Origin of the sequence: Sulfitobacter sp. SK011, assembly GCF_003352065.1 — a bacterium.
Classification (GTDB): domain Bacteria; phylum Pseudomonadota; class Alphaproteobacteria; order Rhodobacterales; family Rhodobacteraceae; genus Sulfitobacter.
In genome coordinates this window covers 541,632-556,983 of the sequence record NZ_CP025803.1, presented here as the reverse complement: position 1 = coordinate 556,983, position 15,352 = coordinate 541,632, and the positions used below count along the sequence as shown (strand labels likewise).

The window sequence follows — 15,352 nt, the reverse complement described above, 5'->3', positions numbered from 1 at the left end:
GCCCTTGACGCTCTGCTGGCGTTTGGCGCAAGCATACCCTGAGTCAACCTGCAAGTCACCGCATTTTGGTATTTTTTCTGGCAATCGGCGGGATTGGTCGCAAATGGGCGTTTGCCAGCTGCTTGCACATATTAACTTCCGGGCGAAATATCCAAAGGAAACCAGTTCATGATCGCCAGCCTGATGATGTACATGCGCCCCGAGCTTGACGCGGCACATGCGCGGTATTGGGGTCTGATCCGTGCTGAATTGTCCGCGCGGGGCGTTGCCGCCCCTCTGGCCCTGTCCCATGATGTGGATGAATTCAAAGTATGGAACGATCCGTATCTGGTGCTTAGCCAAACCTGTGGGATGCCCTACCGGAAATGGTTGCACGACAAGGTCACGCTGATCGGCACACCTGACTTCGGCGTGCCCGACTGCCCGCCGGGATACTACAAAAGCGCGATTGTGGTGCGGGCGGATGACACACGCGGGGCGCTGCCAGACTTCAAAGATGCGAGATTCGCTTTTAACCAGACGTTTTCACAATCAGGTTTTGCGGCACCCTATGCCCACACAAAACCGCTTGGGTTCTGGTTCACAGATCGGGTGCAGAGCCACAGTCATTTGTCCTCTGCCCGCGCCGTGGCAGAGGGTCAGGCGGACATTGCGGCACTTGACGCTGTGTCTTGGCGATTGATCGCGCGGTATGAACCTTTTGCAGAGCGCCTGCGGGTGCTGGAATGGACATCCCCGACCCCCGGTTTGCCCTATATCGCTGCTGCCGGTGCCGACCAACCAGCAACATTTGACGCCGTCAGCGCCGCAATTGCAGCATTGGAAGGTCCGGATCGTGCAGCGATGGGCATTCAGGGACTGATCCCGATCCCTAAAGAGGCCTATCTGGCCGTCCCCAACCCGCCAGAAAGTGACAGCTGATCAACCTGCCTTGCGCAGGCAGGCGATGTAGAAACCATCCATCCCACCCCGATCGGCCCAATAATCCGGGCGCAGGCGCAAGCCGCCTTCGGTGGTGTGCCAGTCAGGATCAATCCCCGGCACATCCAAAGCGTCGGTATCCGTTGTCATGTCGGCGTGACGCTCCAATGCCTCGTCCACCTGCACTTCGCCTTCATCAGGCAAGAGTGAACAGGTGCAGAAAACCAACCGGCCACCGGGTTTCAATAATGACCACGCATGGTCGATCAACTCCGATTGCAGTTCGATCAGATCGCCAAATTCAGACCCATCCTTGGCATAGGGCAGATCAGGGTGCCGTCGGATCGTGCCGGTGGCCGAACACGGGGCATCCAGCAAAATGGCATCATATTCACCTGCCACCTCGCGCGCGTCCTGCACACGCGTCTTGGCGGGCAGATGCACACGTGCAAGGTTTTCCTTGACCCGCACCATGCGCGACGCAGAGCTGTCGACGGCCGTGACCTGTGCCCCAAGTGCTGCCAGTTGCATCGTCTTGCCCCCCGGTGCCGCACATAGATCAAGCACATTTTCGCCCTTTTGCGGGGCCAGAACCTGAACCGGGAACGCCGCGGCGGCGTCCTGAACCCACCAATCGCCCTCTGCATACCCCGGCATTGCGGATACTTGCCCTGCATCCCGAACCCGCACCGACCCATTGGGCAGCACCACGCCGCCAACGGCCTCGGCCAATGCCACAGGATCGCGTCTCGCAGTCAGGTCCAGCGGCGCGCCCGCGAAATGTGCGGCCTCAATGGCGGCCATTGCCTCGGCCCCCCAGGCTTCGGTCAGTGGACCGCGCAACCATTTGGGCAAACGCGGCGCGCGCAGGGCGGCCCAGGCGTCCGGCCCCTCTGTAGCGATCTTGCGCAGAACGGCGTTTGTCAGTCCTTTGAGATGGCTCAGGGTGCGGTGACCCGAAACCAGATTGACCATTGCGTTCACCACACCATGCGCGGCACCGCCCTGGCAAAGCTCTATCGTGCCAACGCGCAGGACGTTGCGGATGGTCAGGGGTGGATATGAGCTTAAGTATTTTTGCAGCAAGCGATCCGCCCGTTCCATGCCGCGCAGCGTTTCGAGCGCCAGACGTTGCGCGCGGGCGCGGTCATCAGGGGGCAGTTTATCAAGCGCACCACCGGCCAAAAGTTCAGACATCAGGCGCGGCTCTTCGCCCAGTATCTGATCCAACAAATAGACGGCACTTTTTCGGGCCTGAACGCCTGTATCTGCCATGAGGTCACTTTCTATCTGGGGGCCAGCCTTGCGGGCATGTCTGAAGGCATGGGTTGTCTGCGGTAATCCGGGACGTATATCAAGGTGGAAGTTGCCTCAAGAGGACCCCATGCCAAATCCTACGTCACCCCCCGGACCGGACCTGCCGCCTCAGCCCAAGCCAAGGGAAAACCCCGCCCCCGACGTGCCCAACCCGACCCCGCCAGACCCCAAGCCCGACCTACCACCAGCCGCCATGCGCGCGCTGGCTGAGGCTGAAGAGCGGCGGAAGGCCAAAAAAGTGATAAATCTGCCGCCGGAATTAGGCGGTCGGGACGGGCCGGAGCCTGTCAGATACGGAGATTGGGAGAAAAAAGGTCTTGCGGTCGATTTTTGATCAGGGCCGAACCGTTGTTACGAAAACCTGTGAGTCTTTTTGATGGCTCAAATGATCAACGCAGCCTGAACTCAGCCGACTGACCGGTACCCTTGTCAGAAGTGATGCGCATCTTGGCCCCATCCGCTTCGACCGACTGGCAGTTGTAGCCCAGATCGTCACCGCCCCATTCGAGGCTGCGGCAAAGATAGTTGCCTTTCCACTGCCATTGCCCCGTAATCTCCCAGACTGCGCCCATGCCCGAGATTTGTCCGTTTGGCAGCACCGACAACTTCACCATGGGACGCGTCAGTGACTTTCCCGCGACCAGCGCAACAAAATCGGCTTTGGTTGTGACCTGTTCATAATCCGCAAAGGCAGGTGTTGCCAAAGCGAGGACACAAGCGGAAATGGAGGCAAACGATAATTTCAAGGCGCATCTCCTTTGACTGGTTATAAAGGATACGTTTCAACCGCCCGATTGGTTTCATCTTTGTTGAAGAACCTCTCGACGCTCAATCAGACAGGCCCAGAACGTCAAGCATATCATATTGACCGGGGGACTGCCTCAGCCCCCAAAGTGCTGCCTTAAGCGCGCCACGCGCAAACACCGAGCGGTCAGAGGCGACATGCCGCAAGATGATCCGTTCACCGGCAGCGGCAAACATCACGTCATGTTCTCCGATAATATCGCCACCGCGGATGGCTGAAAAACCAATGTCGCCGGTTCGGCGCGCGCCGGTCATGCCGTCACGCGCCCGGTCCGAAACCTCGGCCAGCGTTACACCCCTGCCCGATGCTGCCGCTTCACCCAACATCAGCGCCGTGCCAGAGGGCGCATCAACCTTCTGATTATGATGGGCCTCGATGATCTCAATGTCGTAATCTTCATCCAGCGCGGCCGCGACCCGTTTGGTCAATTGGGTCAACAGGTTCACCCCAAGGCTCATGTTGCCGGCGCGCACGATCACAGCATGGCGGGCAGCTGGTTCAAGGGCCGCGATCTCATCCTCGGTCATGCCGGTTGTCCCGATGACGTGTACGGCGCGGGCCTGCGCTGCGAACGCAGCAAACTCAAGTGTTGCTTTGGGCGCGGTGAAATCAATGATGGCTTGCGCGGGTGCAATGGCGTCCAGCGGATCGTCTGTGACCGTCACACCCAAAGGTGCGCCGCCCATGGCCACGCCTACATCCTGACCCACCCACGCATGGCCGGGTCGTTCAATCGCGCCAACCAACCGCATCCGATCGCTTGCTGAAACCTGCGTGATCAGCATCTGGCCCATACGGCCTGAGGCACCTGTGATGGCGATACCGGGGGTTTGGGTCATGATCGCGCTCCTTGGTCAATTTGGTTTGGTTTAGCCTGCATGGCGCGGCTTGGCAAAGGCTGCTGGACGTCTTAGATGGAAGCCATGGGAAAGAACAAGTTTCATGAGGGCACAGGCCCATCGCAACGACAGCTTCGGGTGGGTGAAACCATTCGACGGGCTTTGTCAGACGTTCTGGCGCGTGGCGATGTGCACGACCCCGAACTCAACCGCATGTCGATCACCGTCGGCGAAGTGCGCACGTCATCAGATCTCAAGATCGCCACCGCCTATGTTTTGCCATTGGGCGGGCAAGGCAAGGATGAGGTGCTGCAGCTTTTGGCGCGCAACAAAGGCGAATTGCGGCGCATGGTCTCAAAGAAACTAACGCTCAAATTTGCGCCGGATTTGCGGTTTCAGCTGGATCAGACCTTTGACCAGATGGACGAAACGCGGCGGATGCTGGCCCAGGATATTGTGCGCCGGGATGCCAATGCCCCGGATCAGGCACCGGACGAATGAGGCTGCTTGTCCTCTTGGCTCTGGTTCTTGTGGCCAGACCAGCGGACGCTGCGACATGTCGGTCCGAAACCTACGCTGGCAATAAATACTCAATTTGCGAGGTCGATCTGACGCAGGAAAACCTGCAGCTTTTCCTCAAGGATGAGGATGGCCAGATTTACGGACATTTTGGCAATATTGAAGCAGCCCTGACTGCAAACGGTCAGCATCTTGGCTTTGCGATGAACGCCGGGATGTTTCACGAAGACCGCGCGCCGGTGGGCCATTATGTCGAAAACGGGCAAGAGGTCCAGCGTGTGATCAGCAGCGATGGTCCCGGCAATTTTGGTCTGCTGCCCAATGGTGTGCTGTGCCTTCGGGACGGTCGGGCAGATGTTTTTGAAACCAAAGCGTTTTTGCGCGACAAGCCACCTTGCGTCTCTGCCACACAATCTGGTCCGATGCTGGTGATTGATGGTGCGCTGCACCCAAAGTTTCTCAAAGACGGGACGTCACGCTACATCCGCAACGGTGTCGGCACCACGGCGGATGGCACCCGTGCGGTGTTTGCGATTTCGGACAACACGGTCAATTTTTATGATTTCGGTGTTCTCTTTCGCGACCACCTCAAGATGCCGAATGCGCTTTATTTTGATGGGAATGTATCGCGCCTGCGTGCCCCCGAACTGGGCCGGGACGATGCAGGGTTTAGCGCGCTGGGCCCGATCATTGGCGTGGTTGAGCCAGCCAGATAGCGGCCGCTTGCCCGTTCGGGTTCTTTTCAAACTTGGGTCTGGGCAGTCACGCTTTGGCGCGTTAAGTGGCACTTTGGTCAACAAAGAGAGTGAACATGGCACGCAAACGCAAAGGTCGGGATATTTCAGGTTGGCTGGTGGTCGATAAACCCGCCGGGCCGACCTCAACGGCGGTGGTGAACAAGGTGCGCTGGGCAATGGATGCCAAGAAAGCAGGCCACGCTGGCACGCTGGATCCGGATGCGACCGGGGTTCTGGCCGTGGCACTGGGTGAGGCCACAAAAACTGTGCCCTATATCACCGATGCCTTGAAAGCCTATGTGTTCACCGTGCGCCTGGGGGCATCGACAAACACCGATGACGCCGAAGGGGAAATACTTGAGACATCTGATATGCGCCCGGATGATGCGGCAATAAAGGCGGCGCTGGGTGCCTTTGTCGGTGATATCGAACAGGTGCCGCCACAGTTTTCTGCGGTTAAAATTGACGGGGAACGCGCCTACAAACGCGCCCGCGACGGCGAAGCGATGGATTTGGCGGCGCGGCCCCTCTGGGTGGAGAGCCTGCTTTTGACCGACAGACCGGATGCGGATCACGTGACACTAGAAATGGTGTGCGGCAAGGGCGGCTATGTCCGATCTGTCGCGCGGGACCTGGGGCAGGCATTGGGATGTTTCGGCCATGTCCGCGAATTGCGGCGTATCTGGTCAGGGCCCTTTGACGCGTCCGAGGGATTGACCATGGAAGAGGTTGAGGCGATGGCCCGCACGCCCGAGCTTGATGCGCACCTCTTGCCGCTTGAGCAGGGGTTGCACGCTTTGCCTGAGGTCAAGGCAACCGCAGAAGGTGCCGTCCGCCTGCGCAATGGCAATCCCGGCATGGTCATCGCACATGATGTTGAATACGGCGACGAATGCTGGGCGTCCTTTGACGGCAAAGCTGTTGCTGTTGGCCGCTTCAAATCAGGCGAACTTCATCCCACACGGGTTTTTAATGTATCTTCGTCAGGCAACGACTGAGTGATGCCGTTCATTGCGATGCCGCACCAATCAGGCCAATTCCAGACTGTCTGCCAATCGAATTGCACCGAGACGCTAGGATTGGCACAACCAAACCATGATCACCCGAACACACACCAAAGGCGATGCGCCCTCTACTGCGGTCTATTCCGACTGCGAGAGATACCGCTATAGCCTTGGCCGCATTTGGGACCCGGCGGGCAAGAAGGTGATGTTCGTGATGCTCAACCCGTCAACCGCAACCGAAGTGCAGAACGACCCAACTGTTGAACGCTGTGAACGTCGGGCGCGGGCGCTGGGGTACGGCGGTTTTCGCGTGACCAACATCTTTGCGTGGCGCGCCACGGATCCACGCGACATGCGTGCCGCCCCCGATCCTGTTGGCCCTGAAAATGATTCAACCTTGAAAGAAGGTGCGCTGTGGGCCGACCACATCATCGCGGCATGGGGCACTCATGGTGCGCATCTGGATCGGGGCATTGCTGTGGCTGACATGCTGTCCCGACAGGGCAAATCATTGTTCCATTTGGGTTTATCGAAGGCAGGGCACCCTAAACATCCGCTCTACCTGCCCTATTCCCAACAACCCATTTCGTGGTCAATCGATCAGGTCACCCTTTAACGGCCCATTAACCAGTTAACTCTATTGGCTTAGGCGACCGCGCGGTTGCGTGGTTTATCTGCGCCGGGGCGGTACTGGTTGGGCCGAAGACCCGCTTTTTAGGATGATCAGATGTTGTGGTTGGCAGGGTTGATGGGTTTGATGGCGGTCAGCACGGCGGTCTATGTCGATCTGAGCGAAGAATTGGACGGCGACGACCAGCCGGGCACACCGGAAAACCGCATGGCTACACAAGACGACATCATTCTGGGCAGTGCTGATGCGGACTTCATTACCGGCGGCGACCACACCGACCAGATCAATGGTTATGACGGCAACGATGCCATAGATGGCGGGGCCGGCAATGATGATGTTCATGGTGCCGGGGGCGATGACACGCTTTTTGGCGGGCCAGACGACGACACTGTCCATGGGGATCAAGGCAATGACGACATTCATGGGGATGATGGCGACGACAGTGTGATGGGCCACGGTGATGATGACATCCTTTATGGCGGTGTCGGGCAGGATTCCCTTCACGGGGGCGAGGGTGATGACCAGCTTTTTGGTGAGGAAGGTTCCGATGCCCTGCAAGGCGGCCTGGGCAACGACACACTTGAGGGTGGCGCGGGACAGGACGTTCTTTTTGGGGGATGGGGTGCTGATGTGTTGAATGGCATCGTCGATGACCCCGATACAGCAGGAATTCAAGACCGCGATGACCAGGATTTCCTGAACGGTGGCGGTGGCGATGATGTGATTCTGGCTGGTCAGGACGATATTGTGACCACGGGTGATGGGGCCGATCAGATCGTCATGGGGGACTGGATTGGCGCAGGTCACGCGGCACATATCACAGATTTCGTGCCAACCGATGACGCCTTGCTGTTTGTCTGGGATGACAGCGCCGCTGACAGCGAAGCACCAGAGGTTTCGATTGTGGCCGATCCTGACAAGGCGGGCCTTCTAAACATCTTTATGCGTGATGTGATCGTGGCAAATGTCACAGGCGAAACGGCGTTGGACAGCGCTGAGGTGATGCTGATCCCGCTCAGTTCCGCATTTACCAGCGGATTGATCACCGCCTGACCAGCGGGCAGCCGAACCGCTATGGCAATAAGTCTTTGCCATTCCCAAGCTATTTTCCTATACGCGCCCATCACCTGCTGATTCTGATTGGCATGTGATGCCTCCATGGGCCTGAGCTGGACGACATCCCGGCCTGCGCCATTCATTTTAACTTTTCCGCAAAGGAGACCCCGATGTCGATTACACTGGAAGAAAAAGCAAAAGTCATGAAGGACTTTGGCACCAAAGAAGGCGACACAGGATCGCCAGAAGTACAGGTCGCCATCCTGTCCTCGCGCATCGCGACGCTGACAGAACACTTCAAGACTCATAAGAAAGACAACCACGGTCGCCGTGGCCTTTTGAAAATGGTCGCGACCCGCCGCAAATTGCTCGACTATGTCAAAGGCAAGGATGAGGCCCGCTATCAGGACCTGATCAAACGTCTGGGCCTGCGCCGCTAAGCGCTGAGGCATCGTTGAAGAATATGAAACCGCGCTCTGGCAACAGAGGGCGGTTTTTTCATGGGCACCGCATGGCGAAAAGCCTGCGAGAAGCGGGGAAAAACCCGATCATCAAATACGGCCCAGCCGCCAATTGGCAAAAAGGTTCGACTTATTCGAAAAGGTGTTTGTTTCGTACCCGGCAAACAATCCATCTTGAGTCACAAGAACGGTACGCCATCCGCGTGCCGCAGCCCCAAGTATGTCAGTGTGCAGCGTATCCCCACACATTGCGATCCGATCTTTCGGCACGTCGGGAAGCGTTGCTTCAACAAGGTCGTAAACCTCGGGAAAAGGTTTTCCGAAGAATCGCACCTTTTCAGGGAACAGGTCTGCAATCAGATGACCAAAGTGGCCGGGTTCCACGGAAAACCCATCGTCGCGCGGGGCCGCCAGATCGGCGTTGCCAATGAACAGTGTCCGCGGGCGGTTCTGCATGGCTTGTTTTAACAAATCCTGACGGTCGGTTGTCCAATTGGACGTCGAAAGGAACAGGAATTTGTCTACCATATCATAGTCTTTCGGATCATCGCCCAAGCGCAACGCAGTGGCAGGCAGGTCGATCAGCCGGTCCGTATCCGCAGCAATAACACCCCATTGCCCTTGGGTCAGGTAAAGCAATGCGGCCTCGCGGCTTGTGATGATCTCATCATCTGAGAGTGTAAGCCCCAGACGTTTGAATTTCGCGACAGCGCCGCTGCGGTCATAGCTGGCGGCGTTGGTCAGGATACGAATGGCGCAGCCCCGTTCGCGCAGCTGATCCAGCCTGTGATCAGCCCCCGGAATCATGGTTTCGCCCACATTCAGCACCCCGAAGGCATCAAAAACAAAGGCATCAACGTCGTCGGCGATATCCAGAAGGCAGGTGATATCGACAGTTTCTGTTCGGGCAGCAACATTTGGAAAACGGCTGCGGACGGCCTGATAGCGATCAAAGATTGATTGCGTCGTAAGCATGAAGTCCCCGCGCTTGTCAGTGGTCGTTTAGTCTTCTGTGCATCTCTGAGGGTACTGAGCCAGAACACAGGCGTAAACAACAAAACAACATTTATTCCGTCATCTCGCAATAGATTTACAGTATTCTATCGAAAACCGCCGCCAACACGACCCCATTCAGGTAATAACCCCAAAAATTCGCCCATCTTTTTTGTTGTTTTGTTGCTTTTTATGACCTAGCGTAAAGTCAAGATCGGGATTCGGGGGGCAGAATGTCATCGAAAAAGCGCAGTCGGCGAGAAGCAATCACGTCTCTTGTTCAAGAGCAGGGCGCTGTGACTGTCGGCTCGCTCGCCGAGCGTTTCGATGTCTCGATGCAAACCATCAGGCGCGACGTGGATGCATTGTGCGAAGGCGACATGCTGCACCGGGTTCATGGCCGCATAGAGCTAAGCGAACAGTTTCTGAACACCCCGTTCGATCAACGCGCAGGCACCAACCTTTTGGGTAAACGCGCCATCGGACAGGCCGCAGCGGCCTTGATCCCCGATGGATCAACGGTATTCATCTCGATCGGGTCCACCCCTCTGAGTGTGGCGCAGGCGCTGCGCGGCCGCAAAGGGCTGACGATCATTACCAATAATCTCAGCGCTGCGATGGCGTTGAGCGAAGAGGTATCCAACCGGATCATCCTGCCGGGTGGTGAACTGCGTCTGCCAGATCGCGACATACTGGGGAACGAAGTTCTGGATTTTTTCGGGCGTTTCCGGGCCGGGTTTGCTGTCTTTGGCGCGGCCGGTGTTGCCAGTGACGGCGGCCTCTTGGAATTTCACACAACTGAAGTCCGCGCGACACAAAAAATTCGTGCAAATGCGCAAAAGTCCATTCTGGTGGTCGACTGGTCAAAGTTCGGACGGCAGGCGCCGGCCCTTGGTGACAACATCGCCGATATTGACACCATCATCATTGACCGGCGGCCGGGCGAGACCTTTGCGCCGCTGCTCGAAAAAGTAAACGACAGGCTGCTGGTGGCCGAAGGAGAAGCGACATGACAACACCCCCATTTGTTGTGCTCAAGGACGTGGCGAAGCGCTGGAATGGCCAGCTTGGCGTCGAAGGCATCACGCTGGATATTCCCGAGGGCAGCTTTACCGCGCTGCTTGGGCCGTCGGGCTGTGGTAAATCGACGACGCTGCGCCTGCTGGCTGGATTGGAATTGCCGGATGAAGGCCAAATCCTGATCGACGGCAAGGATGTCACCACAAGTGCGGCGTCCGACAGAAACCTGTCGATGGTGTTTCAGTCCTACGCTCTGTTCCCGCATTTGTCGGTTGCCGAAAACGTTGTGTTCGGCCTGAAAGTGCGGCGTGTGCCCAAGGCAGAGCGGCAACAAAAGCTGCACCGCGCCTTAGAGATCACGGGCCTGCTGGGCTATGAGGATCGCAAGCCTGGTGAACTGTCGGGCGGTCAGCGTCAGCGCGTCGCACTTGCCCGTGCGATTGTGGCCGGTCAGCGCCTGTGCCTGATGGATGAACCCCTGTCAAACCTCGATGCAAAGCTGCGTAATTCGGTGCGCAAGGACATCAAGAAACTGCAGCGCGATCTGGGCATCACGGTCGTCTACGTGACCCATGATCAGACCGAAGCGATGAGCATGGCGGATACGGTTGTGTTGATGAAAGACGGTCATATCCAACAGATCGGCGCGCCAGAGGACCTGTATAACAAGCCCAACAACACTTTCGTGGCCGAATTTGTCGGTGCCCCCCCGATGGCGCTGATCGGATCTGCCGCACTGGACGGGTTCGGTGCGGATCAGACCATCGGCATCAGGGCCGAGAATATCCAGATCGTCCCAAAGGGCGAAGGCCGCCTGCGCTGCATCGTCACCGAAAGCGAATTTCTGGGATCGGAAACACTGATTGGGCTGGACCATGCGCATACCGAGGGTCTCTGCGTGTTGAGGTCCGGGCTGTCGCTGATGGCCGAGGGCGAAGAGATCGACATTACGTTTCAAGACGACAACCTGCACGTCTTTGACGGGTCAGGACAACGGATGGCGGCACGGTAATACCTTATCACGCCATAAAGACAAAGATCAAAACAAGGGAGAACGACATGAAACTATTTTCAATAACGGGATTGGGATTGGCCACTGCGATGGCGGCTGGCCTTGCTGCCCCGCTCAGCGCCGAAACCGAACTGACAATGTATTACCCCATCGCGGTCGGGGGCGCGCTCACAGAGGTGGTGGACGGCATTGTCGCGGATTTCGAGGCTGAAAACCCCGATATCAACGTCACCGCGATCTATTCCGGCAACTACGACGACACACGCGTGCGCGCGCTTTCCGCCCTTGCATCGGGTGAGGCGGCACAGCTTGCTGTCATGTTTTCCATTGATGCCTATGACCTGATCGAACAGGAATTGATTGTGCCATTCGAAGAGGTTGCAACCACGGATGCCGACAAGGAATGGCTCGGCAGCTTTTATCCGGCATTGATGGCCAACAGCCTGATCGAAGGTCAGACATGGGGCATTCCGTTTCAGCGTTCGACCATCGTCGCCTATTACAACAAGGACATGTTCCGCGCTGCAGGCTTGGACCCCGAAGCACCGCCAACCACGTGGGATGAAATGGTATCAATGGGCAAGGCGCTGACGCAGGGCGATACCTATGGGCTGATGATCCCCTCAACCGGCTATCCCTATTGGATGTTTCAGGCGCTTGCGATCCAGAATGGCAAAGAGGTTATGTCGAACGACGGTCTGACGACGTACTTTGACGATCCCGCCGTGGTCGAAACGCTTGAGTTCTGGAAATCACTGTCGGCTGAACATGGCATCATGCCTACTGGCACTGTTGAATGGGGCACATTGCGTCAGGCGTTCCTTGAAGGGCAAACGGCGATGATGTGGCATTCCACAGGCAACCTGACAGCGGTCAAGAACGGCGCAAGCTTTGACTTTGGTGTGGCGGAACTGCCCGGCAATGTGCGCAAAGGGTCACCTACGGGTGGCGGCAACTTCTATCTGTTCAAAAACACAACTGATGAAGAACGTGCCGCAGCGCTCAAGCTGATGCAGTTCATGACAGCCCCAGCGCAGGCTGCTGCATGGTCCATCGCGACCGGCTATATGGGCGTGTCACCAGCCGCCTACGAGACTGAAGCGCTGAAGGCATATACCGCTGAATTTCCGCCGGCACTGGTGGCCCGCAATCAGTTGGAAAATGCAGTTGCTGAATTCTCGACATTCGAAACAGCGCGTGTGCGTGATGGCCTGAACAACGCCATTCAGTCTGCGCTGACCGGGGCAAAGGCCCCTGCGGATGCCTTGGGCGAAGCACAAGAAGCCGCAAAGCGCCTGCTGGCTGCATACCAGTAACTTTGTCGGCGGGGCCGGTGCATCCCTTGCATCGGCCCCGCCACCTCCCCCATACCCGGAGACGCGCCCATGTCCGCCCATGCCAATCTTGAACGCCGCAGACAGGCCATCTACGGCTGGCTGTTGTTGTCACCTGCCGCGGTGTTGCTGACGGTCTTTGCGTTTTATCCGTCGATCGCGACTCTCTGGTCGAGCATGTTTTCCCGCGGCACCCGCCGCAACCCAACAGAATTCATCGGCACCGAAAATTATGCGGACCTGTTCGCTGATCCGACCTTCTGGCTCGTGGTCAAAAACAATCTGCTCTACGCGGGCGTCACGATCCCCGTTTCCATCGGCATCGCGTTGGCAATGGCGCTTTGGGCCAATTCAAAGATATCTGCGCGGGGATTCGTGCGGACCGCCTATTTCACGCCCACGGTGCTGCCGATGATTGCCGCCGCCAACCTGTGGCTGTTCTTTTATACCCCCGGATTGGGCGTGCTGGATCAGATCGGCAGCCTCTTTGGGCTGCCTTCGGTCAACTGGCTGGGCCAGCCCGAAACAGCGCTTTGGGCGATCATCATTGTAACAATCTGGAAAGAGGCAGGGTTCTTTATGATCTTTTACCTCGCCGCATTACAGACAATTCCAGAAGACCTCAAGGAAGCCGCCGATATCGAAGGCACCAGCCGCTGGACCTATACTCGCCGGATCGTGCTGCCGCTGTTGATGCCCACCACGCTGTTCATCGCCGTCAACGCAATGATCAACTCGGTCAAGCTGATTGATCATCTGTTCATTTTGACCAAGGGCGGGCCTTCGGACGCGTCCAAGCTGATCCTTTACTACATCTGGGAAATGGCCTTTGCCTTCTTTGACGCGCCCCACGCCGCCGCCATGACGATCCTTGTGATCGCAGTGCTTGGGATCGTGGCCGCGGTGCAGTTCCTCTACCTTGATAAAAGGACGCACTACCAATGAAGAGCCTTACAAATTTCATGGACAGCTTTGGCGCGATCCTTTTGGCAATCATCTGGATTGCACCTTTGTTGTTTGCCTTCTGGGCCGCGACCCACTCGACCTCCGACGCCGTCAACCTGAACCTGTTCGCGCCCTGGACAATGGACAATTTCCGCGTCGCCTGGGAAGGCGCGCCTTGGCTTAAGTACTTCATAAACACCTTCATGCTGGTCACGGTGATCCTGATTGGTCAGTTCATCCTGACCACGCTTGCAGGCTTTGCCTTTGCGCAGTTACAGTTTCCGGGCAAGGACTACGTGTTCATACTGGTGCTGATGCAGCTGTTCATCCTGCCCGAAGTGCTGATCGTGGAAAACTATGCGATGGTCTCGCGCCTTGGTTTGTTTGACACAATTCTCGGCGTCGGCATGCCCTATATGGCCAGTGCGTTTGGCATTTTCCTGATGCGGCAGGCTTTCAAGGGCGTTCCCATAGAACTTCATGAAGCCGCAAGGATCGAAGGCTGCGGGCTTTTGGGCATTCTCTGGCGGGTCTATGTGCCGTTGGCGAAACCCACCTACCTGGCCTATGCTCTGGTGTCGGTTTCAACCCATTGGAACAATTTCCTCTGGCCGCTGATTGTGACAAATTCGCCTGACACACGGCCCCTGACAGTTGGCCTTTCGATCTTTGGTGCGCCGGAAAACGGTGTGGATATCAGTGTGATTTCTGCCGCGACCCTGATGTCGGTCGCCCCGCTCCTGATTGCTTTCCTGATCTTCCAGCGCCAGTTCGTGCAAGCATTCCTGCGCGCGGGGATCAAATGACCACAATCCTGCAAATTTCGGACACGCATATCGTGCCCGAGGGCGCATTGGTGTCGGGACGGTTGGATACGGCAGAGGCTTTGGCGCGACTGATCACCCGTATTCAAACGATCCGCGACGAGATCGGACCGATTGATGCCGTACTGGTCAGCGGCGATCTAAGCGATGATGGCAGCCCGACAAGCTACGACCGGTTCAAGACGTTGATGGCGCGGTTGAACCTGCCGCTGCTGGTCATTCCCGGCAATCACGATGCGCGCGAACCGATGCGCGTGGCCTTTGCCTACCAGTTGCCCGCGCAAGGCCGGCTGAATTGGGACACGCAAATCGGTGAGATGACGGTAATCGGCCTTGATACCCTTGCAGAAGGGTCGGGCAAAGGTGTCCTTTCGGCCCAGTCCCTGTCATTTCTCAAAGCGACATTGGCAAAAACAAAGACCGCGCCAACTCTGGTCGCGCTGCACCACCCGCCTTTCCCATCCGGGATCAAGTTCATGGATGACATCGGGCTGACAAATCGCGACGCTTTTCGGGCGATAGTGGCTGATCATAAAGGCCCGCTGCGGATCGTCTGCGGTCATATTCACAGTATGATGGTGATGGATATCGGAGGTCACATCGCGATCTCAGCGCCGTCACCTTGCAGCACATTCGCCTATGATGTGCGTGGCGGTGCACCTGTGGGATTCATGACGCTCGAAGATGGATGTGTGCTTCACCGGTGGAATGCGGGCTTTCAATCTGTGCGGATCGGGCCAGTTGCAGGGGCCGGACCGTTCCCGTTCTAGGTCTGCCCGCTGAAAGAAAATCCGCCTTCCACGAAGCATAGCGTTCCACAGCAGTGCAGCAGCGCGCACATCGCCTTTGTCTCTACATTGTTGGGCGAAAGAAACCGACGTCATACCGACGTCGTACAGACCGTAGAAAGCACGCAAAATTTTCGTTTTTGCCC

At 57.3% G+C, this 15,352-nt stretch carries 18 protein-coding genes; 14 read left to right on the top strand and 4 right to left on the bottom strand.

Features of this window, described 5'->3' with window-relative positions; all coding sequences use genetic code 11:
- Positions 1-168: 168 nt before the first annotated feature.
- The gene (locus C1J02_RS02680; RefSeq protein ID WP_114877032.1) at positions 169-921 is read left to right on the top strand and encodes a phosphate/phosphite/phosphonate ABC transporter substrate-binding protein; all 753 of its coding nucleotides are present in this window, start codon (positions 169-171) and stop codon (positions 919-921) included.
- Here C1J02_RS02680 and C1J02_RS02675 read toward each other — a convergent pair whose 3' ends face one another.
- Positions 922-2,196: an RsmB/NOP family class I SAM-dependent RNA methyltransferase gene (locus C1J02_RS02675; protein WP_114877031.1), complete on the bottom strand. Its 1,275-nt coding sequence runs from the start codon at positions 2,194-2,196 to the stop codon at positions 922-924.
- Between the two features lie 109 nt (positions 2,197-2,305).
- Here C1J02_RS02675 and C1J02_RS02670 point away from each other — a divergent pair, with 109 nt between their 5' ends.
- On the top strand, positions 2,306-2,572 hold the full coding sequence (locus tag C1J02_RS02670; RefSeq protein ID WP_114877030.1) for a DUF1674 domain-containing protein: 267 nt from the start codon (positions 2,306-2,308) through the stop codon (positions 2,570-2,572).
- Between the two features lie 55 nt (positions 2,573-2,627).
- Here the strand turns inward: C1J02_RS02670 and C1J02_RS02665 are convergent, their stop codons facing one another.
- Together C1J02_RS02665 and dapB are read right to left on the bottom strand one after the other, a co-directional pair.
- On the bottom strand, positions 2,628-2,984 hold the full coding sequence (locus C1J02_RS02665; protein ID WP_114877029.1) for a dihydrodipicolinate reductase: 357 nt from the start codon (positions 2,982-2,984) through the stop codon (positions 2,628-2,630).
- 82 nt (positions 2,985-3,066) lie between these two features.
- The gene (gene dapB, locus C1J02_RS02660) at positions 3,067-3,882 is read right to left on the bottom strand and encodes a 4-hydroxy-tetrahydrodipicolinate reductase (protein WP_114877028.1); all 816 of its coding nucleotides are present in this window, start codon (positions 3,880-3,882) and stop codon (positions 3,067-3,069) included.
- Between the two features lie 84 nt (positions 3,883-3,966).
- Between dapB and rbfA the strand changes: the two genes are divergently transcribed.
- The 6 genes from rbfA to rpsO all read left to right on the top strand — a co-directional run bounded on the left by rbfA (position 3,967) and on the right by rpsO (position 8,269).
- On the top strand, positions 3,967-4,383 hold the full coding sequence (gene rbfA / locus C1J02_RS02655; protein WP_114880331.1) for a 30S ribosome-binding factor RbfA: 417 nt from the start codon (positions 3,967-3,969) through the stop codon (positions 4,381-4,383).
- Positions 4,380-5,117: a phosphodiester glycosidase family protein gene (locus C1J02_RS02650; protein WP_114877027.1), complete on the top strand. Its 738-nt coding sequence runs from the start codon at positions 4,380-4,382 to the stop codon at positions 5,115-5,117. The genes rbfA and C1J02_RS02650 overlap by 4 nt, the downstream gene beginning before the upstream one ends.
- Before the next feature lie 95 nt (positions 5,118-5,212).
- Positions 5,213-6,136, top strand: coding sequence for a tRNA pseudouridine(55) synthase TruB (truB, locus tag C1J02_RS02645; RefSeq protein ID WP_114877026.1), 924 nt, complete (start codon positions 5,213-5,215; stop codon positions 6,134-6,136).
- 97 nt (positions 6,137-6,233) lie between these two features.
- Positions 6,234-6,758, top strand: a complete 525-nt coding sequence (locus C1J02_RS02640) for a DUF1643 domain-containing protein (protein WP_114877025.1) — start codon at positions 6,234-6,236, stop codon at positions 6,756-6,758.
- Positions 6,759-6,869: 111 nt separating this feature from the next.
- Positions 6,870-7,826 (top strand): calcium-binding protein, encoded by a 957-nt coding sequence (locus C1J02_RS02635; RefSeq protein ID WP_114877024.1) that lies wholly within the window; start codon positions 6,870-6,872, stop codon positions 7,824-7,826.
- Positions 7,827-7,999: 173 nt separating this feature from the next.
- Complete coding sequence (gene rpsO / locus C1J02_RS02630; RefSeq protein WP_114877023.1) at positions 8,000-8,269, top strand: 30S ribosomal protein S15; 270 nt, start codon at positions 8,000-8,002, stop codon at positions 8,267-8,269.
- A gap of 111 nt (positions 8,270-8,380) precedes the next feature.
- On the opposite strand, the gene C1J02_RS02625 is transcribed toward rpsO, so the two are convergent.
- A complete protein-coding gene (locus C1J02_RS02625) occupies positions 8,381-9,265 on the bottom strand; it encodes an HAD-IIA family hydrolase (RefSeq protein WP_114877022.1) in 885 nt (294 codons plus the stop codon).
- Between the two features lie 251 nt (positions 9,266-9,516).
- Between C1J02_RS02625 and C1J02_RS02620 the strand changes: the two genes are divergently transcribed.
- From C1J02_RS02620 to C1J02_RS02595, 6 genes are all read left to right on the top strand, one after another.
- The gene (locus C1J02_RS02620; RefSeq protein ID WP_114877021.1) at positions 9,517-10,296 is read left to right on the top strand and encodes a DeoR/GlpR family DNA-binding transcription regulator; all 780 of its coding nucleotides are present in this window, start codon (positions 9,517-9,519) and stop codon (positions 10,294-10,296) included.
- The gene (locus tag C1J02_RS02615) at positions 10,293-11,315 is read left to right on the top strand and encodes an ABC transporter ATP-binding protein (RefSeq protein ID WP_114877020.1); all 1,023 of its coding nucleotides are present in this window, start codon (positions 10,293-10,295) and stop codon (positions 11,313-11,315) included. Before C1J02_RS02620 ends, C1J02_RS02615 begins: the two co-directional genes overlap by 4 nt.
- 47 nt (positions 11,316-11,362) lie before the next feature.
- Positions 11,363-12,631 (top strand): ABC transporter substrate-binding protein, encoded by a 1,269-nt coding sequence (locus C1J02_RS02610; protein ID WP_114877019.1) that lies wholly within the window; start codon positions 11,363-11,365, stop codon positions 12,629-12,631.
- Between the two features lie 69 nt (positions 12,632-12,700).
- Positions 12,701-13,594 carry a carbohydrate ABC transporter permease gene (locus C1J02_RS02605; protein ID WP_114877018.1) on the top strand — a complete coding sequence of 298 codons (894 nt, stop codon included), beginning with the start codon at positions 12,701-12,703 and terminating at the stop codon, positions 13,592-13,594.
- A complete protein-coding gene (locus tag C1J02_RS02600; protein ID WP_114877017.1) occupies positions 13,591-14,400 on the top strand; it encodes a carbohydrate ABC transporter permease in 810 nt (269 codons plus the stop codon). Before C1J02_RS02605 ends, C1J02_RS02600 begins: the two co-directional genes overlap by 4 nt.
- Positions 14,397-15,188 (top strand): phosphodiesterase, encoded by a 792-nt coding sequence (locus C1J02_RS02595; RefSeq protein ID WP_114877016.1) that lies wholly within the window; start codon positions 14,397-14,399, stop codon positions 15,186-15,188. Before C1J02_RS02600 ends, C1J02_RS02595 begins: the two co-directional genes overlap by 4 nt.
- Positions 15,189-15,352: the final 164 nt, after the last annotated feature.

Coding starts and splice junctions, on each gene's coding strand:
- C1J02_RS02680 (WP_114877032.1), top strand. CDS start 169: ATGATCGCCAGCCTGATGATGTACATGCGCCCCGAGCTTGACGCGGCA.
- C1J02_RS02635 (WP_114877024.1), top strand. CDS start 6,870: ATGTTGTGGTTGGCAGGGTTGATGGGTTTGATGGCGGTCAGCACGGCG.
- C1J02_RS02615 (WP_114877020.1), top strand. CDS start 10,293: ATGACAACACCCCCATTTGTTGTGCTCAAGGACGTGGCGAAGCGCTGG.
- C1J02_RS02605 (WP_114877018.1), top strand. CDS start 12,701: ATGTCCGCCCATGCCAATCTTGAACGCCGCAGACAGGCCATCTACGGC.
- C1J02_RS02620 (WP_114877021.1), top strand. CDS start 9,517: ATGTCATCGAAAAAGCGCAGTCGGCGAGAAGCAATCACGTCTCTTGTT.
- truB (WP_114877026.1), top strand. CDS start 5,213: ATGGCACGCAAACGCAAAGGTCGGGATATTTCAGGTTGGCTGGTGGTC.
- C1J02_RS02675 (WP_114877031.1), bottom strand. CDS start 2,196: ATGGCAGATACAGGCGTTCAGGCCCGAAAAAGTGCCGTCTATTTGTTG.
- dapB (WP_114877028.1), bottom strand. CDS start 3,882: ATGACCCAAACCCCCGGTATCGCCATCACAGGTGCCTCAGGCCGTATG.
- C1J02_RS02600 (WP_114877017.1), top strand. CDS start 13,591: ATGAAGAGCCTTACAAATTTCATGGACAGCTTTGGCGCGATCCTTTTG.
- C1J02_RS02610 (WP_114877019.1), top strand. CDS start 11,363: ATGAAACTATTTTCAATAACGGGATTGGGATTGGCCACTGCGATGGCG.
- C1J02_RS02625 (WP_114877022.1), bottom strand. CDS start 9,265: ATGCTTACGACGCAATCAATCTTTGATCGCTATCAGGCCGTCCGCAGC.
- rpsO (WP_114877023.1), top strand. CDS start 8,000: ATGTCGATTACACTGGAAGAAAAAGCAAAAGTCATGAAGGACTTTGGC.
- C1J02_RS02670 (WP_114877030.1), top strand. CDS start 2,306: ATGCCAAATCCTACGTCACCCCCCGGACCGGACCTGCCGCCTCAGCCC.
- C1J02_RS02640 (WP_114877025.1), top strand. CDS start 6,234: ATGATCACCCGAACACACACCAAAGGCGATGCGCCCTCTACTGCGGTC.
- rbfA (WP_114880331.1), top strand. CDS start 3,967: ATGGGAAAGAACAAGTTTCATGAGGGCACAGGCCCATCGCAACGACAG.
- C1J02_RS02650 (WP_114877027.1), top strand. CDS start 4,380: ATGAGGCTGCTTGTCCTCTTGGCTCTGGTTCTTGTGGCCAGACCAGCG.
- C1J02_RS02595 (WP_114877016.1), top strand. CDS start 14,397: ATGACCACAATCCTGCAAATTTCGGACACGCATATCGTGCCCGAGGGC.